Source organism: Streptomyces sp. NPDC005070, from assembly GCF_053600395.1.
Genome location: NZ_JBSFZS010000264.1, coordinates 1 through 5,243 on the forward strand (window position 1 = coordinate 1; position 5,243 = coordinate 5,243).

The window sequence follows — 5,243 nt, forward strand, 5'->3', positions numbered from 1 at the left end:
CCTTGGCCTCGTCGCTCACCGTGTTGTCGTACGAGACCACGCGCTCGAAGTCGACGAAGAGGTGATCGGTGGCGGCGGTGGAGGCCACCTTCCAGACAGGACCGCCCCCGCACTGGCCCGCCTGCGCCGCCCGCAGATCGGCTTCAACTACCTCGGCAAGGCCTCCGGCGCGGACATCCCCGAGGAACTGCGCGGCCTTGGCTGGGCACCCGACACCACCCACCGCGACCTGATCGCCGCACCGGACGCGGACATGCCGGTCCTGTCCGCGCTGGAGATCAACGCGGTGGCCACCGACACCGGCGACGGCGACGAACTGAGCGCCTACTTCGGCTTCCCCACCGGCGTCCTGTCCCGCGAGGACGTCACCGAACTGGCCGCCCTGTGGATCCAGGCCCTGACCGCGCTGGCCCGCCACGCCACCGGTCCCGAAGCCGGCGGACTCACCCCCAGCGACGCACCCCTGGTCACCGTGGGCCAGGCGGAGATCGACGCCTGGGAGGCCCGCTTCGGCAAGCTCGCCACCCTCTGGCCCACGACCCCCGCCCAGTCCGGGATCCTCTTCCAGGCCAGACTCGCCGGCGCCTCCTTCGACCCCTACCACATCCAGCTCGTGTTCCACCTGTCCGGCCGGGTCGACCCCGAACGGATGCACCGCGCCGGACAGGCACTCCTGGACCGCCACCCCGTCCTGCGCGCCGCGTTCCTCGACCGCGCCGACGGCGACCTCGTCCAGGTGATCCCCCGGTCGGTGACGCTGCCCTGGCAGCACCTCGACCTGAGGGCCCTGGACGAGAGCGAACGCGAGGCGAGGTTCGAGGAGTTCCTCACCCACGACCAGAAGACCTACTTCGACGCCGGCACCCCGCCGCTGCTGCGCCTGGCGCTCGCCGTCCTGGACCCCGAGCGGCCCGAACTCGTCCTGACCGCCCACCACGCCCTCTACGACGGCTGGTCCACCCCGCTGCTGATGCAGGACCTGCTCCTGCTGTACGCCGCCGACGGCGACGCCTGCGCACTGCCCGCCCCCCGCGACTACGGCGCCTTCCTGTCCTGGCTCACCCGCCAGGACCCCGAGGAGGCGGCACGGGCGTGGGCGGCCGAACTCGAGGGGATCGACGAGCCGGCCCTGCTCGCCCCCGACTCCGCGGACACCGACGACGGCGTCCGCGACCAGGTCGAGGTCGCGCTGCCGGCCGAGGAGGCCCACGAACTCGTGCGCCGCGCCTCCGCGCTGGGCATCACCGTCAACACCCTGGTGCAGGGCGCCTGGGCCCTGCTGCTCGGCCAGCTCACCGGCCGCCAGGACGTCGTGTTCGGCGCGACCGTCTCCGGGCGCCCGCCCGCGGTCACGGACGTGGAGTCGATGGTCGGCATGTTCATCAACACCCTTCCCGTACGCGTCACCCACGCACCCGGCGACAGCGTCGGCGAGGTCCTGCACACGCTGCAGCGCCGCCAGGCCGCCCTGGCCGAGCACCACCACCACGGGCTCGCCGAGATCCAGAAGTCGGCCGGGGTGCGGTCCCTGTTCGACACCCTGGTCGTCTTCGAGTCCTACCCGGTCGACCGGGAGGGCCTGGAGGACGCCAGCGACGCCGCGGACGGCATCACCTTCACCGGCCTGCGCCCCTTCGCCGGCAACCACTACGCGCTGTGCCTGACGGCGGCGGCCGACCCCCATCTGCAGCTCGTCATCCAGTACGCGCCGGGCGTCTTCGACCGGGACACCGTCCAGACGTACGCGGCCCGCCTGGTGCGCTTCCTGCGCCGGCTCGCGGCCGACCCCGCGCTGAAGGTGGCGCAGATCGACGCGCTCGAAGAGGGCGAACGCGAGCGGATGCTGGCCCGCTTCGACGAGGACGCCGCCCGGGCCCGCCACGTCACGCTCACCGAACTGGTCCAGGCGCAGGTGGCCCGGATCCCGGACACCGTCGCCGTGGTCGCCCAGGGCCGGTCGCTGACGTACGCCGAACTGGACGCCCGCGCCGAGGCCCTCGCCACCGAGCTGGCCCGGCACGGCGTGGGCCCGGAGACCGTGGTCGGCGTGGTCCTGCCGCGCACCGTGAACATGGTCGTGGCGCTGCTGGGCGTGCTCAAGGCGGGCGGCGCCTATCTGCCCGTCGACCCCGCCTACGCCGCCGCGCGCCTCCCGCACGTTCTGCCCACCGCCCGGCCCCACCTGGTCCTGACCGATGCCGGCACCCGCCCCCTCGTCCCCGCCACCGACATCCCCGTCCTCCTCCTCGACGACATCGACCTCCAGGCCCCGCCCGCCCCGCGGGACCCGGCGCGGCCGCAGGCCGGCCCGGACAGCCTCGCCTACGTCATCTACACCTCCGGCTCCACCGGCGTGCCCAAGGGCGTGGGCGTCACCCAGAGCACCGTCGTGAACGCCGTGGACACCCTGGTCGCGCAGGCCGGCGCCGAGTCCGGACGGCGCATCCTGGTCGCCGCCTCTTTCGGCTTCGACGTCGCCACCTTCGAGACGTTCGCCGCCCTCACCACCGGCGGCACCGCCGAGATCGTCCGCGACGTGCTGGAGCTGGCCGAACGCGACGCCTGGGACGTCGACGTCATCTGCTCGGTGCCCTCGGCCTTCGCCGAGCTCGTCGACCAGCTCGCCGACCGCATCGACCCCACGGCCCTGAACATCTCCGGGGAGGTGCTGACCCCGCACCTCGCCGAGCGGGTGCGCACCCGCTGGCCCAAGGCCCGCGTCATCAACAGCTACGGCCCCAGCGAGACGTTCTACGCCACCGGCTTCCTCCTCGACGCCGACGAGCCCTACCCCACGGGCGTGCCCATCGGCCGGCCCTTCCCCGGCGTGCGGGCCTACATCCTCAGCCCCGGCCTGGGCCTGCTGCCCCCCGGCACCCCGGGCGAGCTCTACCTGGCCGGGGCCGGCCGCGGCTACCACCGCCAGCCGGCCCTGACCGCCGACCGGTTCGTCCCCGACCCCTACGGACCCGCCGGCTCGCGCATGTACCGCACCGGCGACCTGGCCCGCTTCACCGCCGACGGACAGCTCCAGCACCTGGGCCGCATCGACACCCAGGTCAAGATCCGCGGCTACCGCGTGGAACCCGCCGAGGTCGAGGCCGCGCTGACCACCCATCCGGACATCGCGCAGGCCGCCGTCGTCACCCAGCGGCCCGGCGACACCACCCCCTACCTGGCCGCCTACCTCGTCCCCGCCGACGGCGCGAGCCTGCCGGACGCGGCGGGGATCCAGGAACACCTGGCCGACCGGCTGCCCGAGTACATGGTGCCCGCCGCCTACGTACCGCTGGAGCGGCTGCCGCTCTCACCCAACGGCAAGCTCGACCTCAAGGCCCTGCCCGCACCCGACCTCACCTCCGCCACCCCCTTCCGGGCGCCCGCCACCCCCCGCGAACAGGCGCTGGCCCGCCTGTTCGCCGAGGTCCTCGGCGTGGAGAAGGTCGGAGCCGACGACGGCTTCTTCGAACTCGGCGGGCACTCCCTGCTCGCCACCCGGCTGATCACCCGGGCCCGCGCCGAGATCGGGATGGAGATACCCATCCGCAAGATCTTCGACCTGCCGACGGTCGCGGCGCTCGCCGCCTGGTCGGAGGAATCGGCTGTCCCCCTTCGCCCAGCTCTCCGCAGGATGATCCCAGAGGAGCAGAACTCGTGATTCCGCTTTCGTTCGCGCAGCGCCGCATGTGGCTCACACACCAGCTCGAGGGCGGGGCGGAGACCTACAACATCTCCCCGGCCTTCCGGCTCAAGGGGCCGCTGGACCAGGCCGCCCTCACCGCCGCGATCGGCGACGTGGCCGCCCGGCACGAGACGCTGCGCACCACCTATGTGCTGGACGACAACGACGAGCCCCACCAGCGGATCCTGCCCGCCGCGCAGGCCCCCGTCCAGGTGCCCCTCGTCGAGGTGGCGCCCACGGGACTGGACGAGGCGATCGACGGGTTCATCGCGCACCGCTTCGACCTGATGGCCGACATCCCCTTCCAGGCACGCCTGTTCCGCTGCTCGCCCGAGGAACACGTCCTGGTCCTGCTCATCCACCACATCGCCTCCGACGGCGTCTCCGGCGGCCCCCTGGCCCGCGACCTGACCACCGCCTACACCGCACGCCTGGCCGGCCGGGCACCCGTCTACGAGCCGCTCGCCGTGACCTACAAGGACTATGCGCTGTGGCAGCGCGAACTCCTCGGCGACGTCGCCGACCCCGGCTCGCTGGCCGCGGCGCAGGCAACCTACTGGCGCAAGGAACTGACCGGCATCCCGCAGCCGCTCAGCCTGCCGCTGGACCGTCCCCGGCCCGCCACCCGCGACTCCAAGGGCGACTCCCTGCCCCTCGCGGTGCGCCCCGAGACGGCCGCCGCCCTGCAGCGCCTCGCCGACGAGCGCGGCATGACCATGTCCATGGTCGTGCAGGCCGCCCTCGGGGTCCTGCTGGGCAAGCTCAGCGGCGGCGAGGACGTCACCATCGGCAACCCGATCGCCGGACGCACCGACGAGGGCCTGGCCGATCTGGTCGGCCTGTTCGTCAACACCCAGGTCCTGCGCGTCGACCTCTCCGGCAACCCCTCCTTCACCGACCTGCTCCCGCAGGTCCGCGACAAGGCGCTGGCCGCCTACGAGCACCAGGACGTGCCCTTCGAGACCCTGGTCGAACTGATCAACCCCGAGCGCTCCACCGCCTACCAGCCCCTGTTCCAGGTCATGTTCGCCTGGCAGAGCTTCGAGAAGGCCGACTTCGAACTGCCCGGACTCAAGGTCGAGTTCGAGCAGTACCTCACCAACACCTCACTGGCCGACCTGTTCTTCAGCCTCGCCCACGACACCACCGGCGCACTGCGCGGCGACCTCATGTACGCCACCCAGCTCTTCGACCGCGACACCGCGGAAGCCCTCGCCGACCGGTTCGTACGCGTCCTGGAACAGGTCGCCGCAGCCCCCAGGGCCCCGCTCAGCTCCATCGACGTGCTCGGCGAGGACGAACACGACCGCCTGGTACGGCAGATCAACGACACCGCCCGCCCGGTCGCCGCGACCACCCTGCCCGACGCCTTCGAGGCACAGGTTGCCCGCACCCCCGATGCGGTCGCGGTCATCGGCGAGCACGAGAGCCTCACCTACGCCGAGTTCAACGCCCGCGCCAACCGTCTCGCGCACTGGCTCATCGAACAGGGCGCCGGCCCCGAACAGCTCGTCGCCGTCAGGATCCCCCGCTCGGTGGACCTGCTGGTCGCCGTGTACGG

At 72.7% G+C, this 5,243-nt stretch carries 2 protein-coding genes and 1 pseudogene; 2 read left to right on the forward strand and 1 reads right to left on the reverse strand.

What is annotated here, in order from left to right; translation table 11 throughout:
• Positions 1–94: pseudogene (locus ACWEBX_RS37210) on the reverse strand (DUF3558 domain-containing protein); the annotation flags it as partial.
• On the opposite strand from ACWEBX_RS37210, the gene ACWEBX_RS37215 reads away from it, so the two are divergent.
• Both ACWEBX_RS37215 and ACWEBX_RS37220 read left to right on the forward strand, forming a co-directional pair.
• Positions 62–3,658: an amino acid adenylation domain-containing protein gene (locus ACWEBX_RS37215; protein WP_451889162.1), complete on the forward strand. Its 3,597-nt coding sequence runs from the start codon at positions 62–64 to the stop codon at positions 3,656–3,658. The pseudogene ACWEBX_RS37210 and the gene ACWEBX_RS37215 sit on opposite strands and share 33 nt — an antisense overlap.
• Positions 3,655–5,243: condensation domain-containing protein (locus ACWEBX_RS37220; RefSeq protein WP_451889163.1), on the forward strand; the 1,589-nt coding region annotated here is incomplete at its 3' end. The genes ACWEBX_RS37215 and ACWEBX_RS37220, both read left to right, overlap by 4 nt.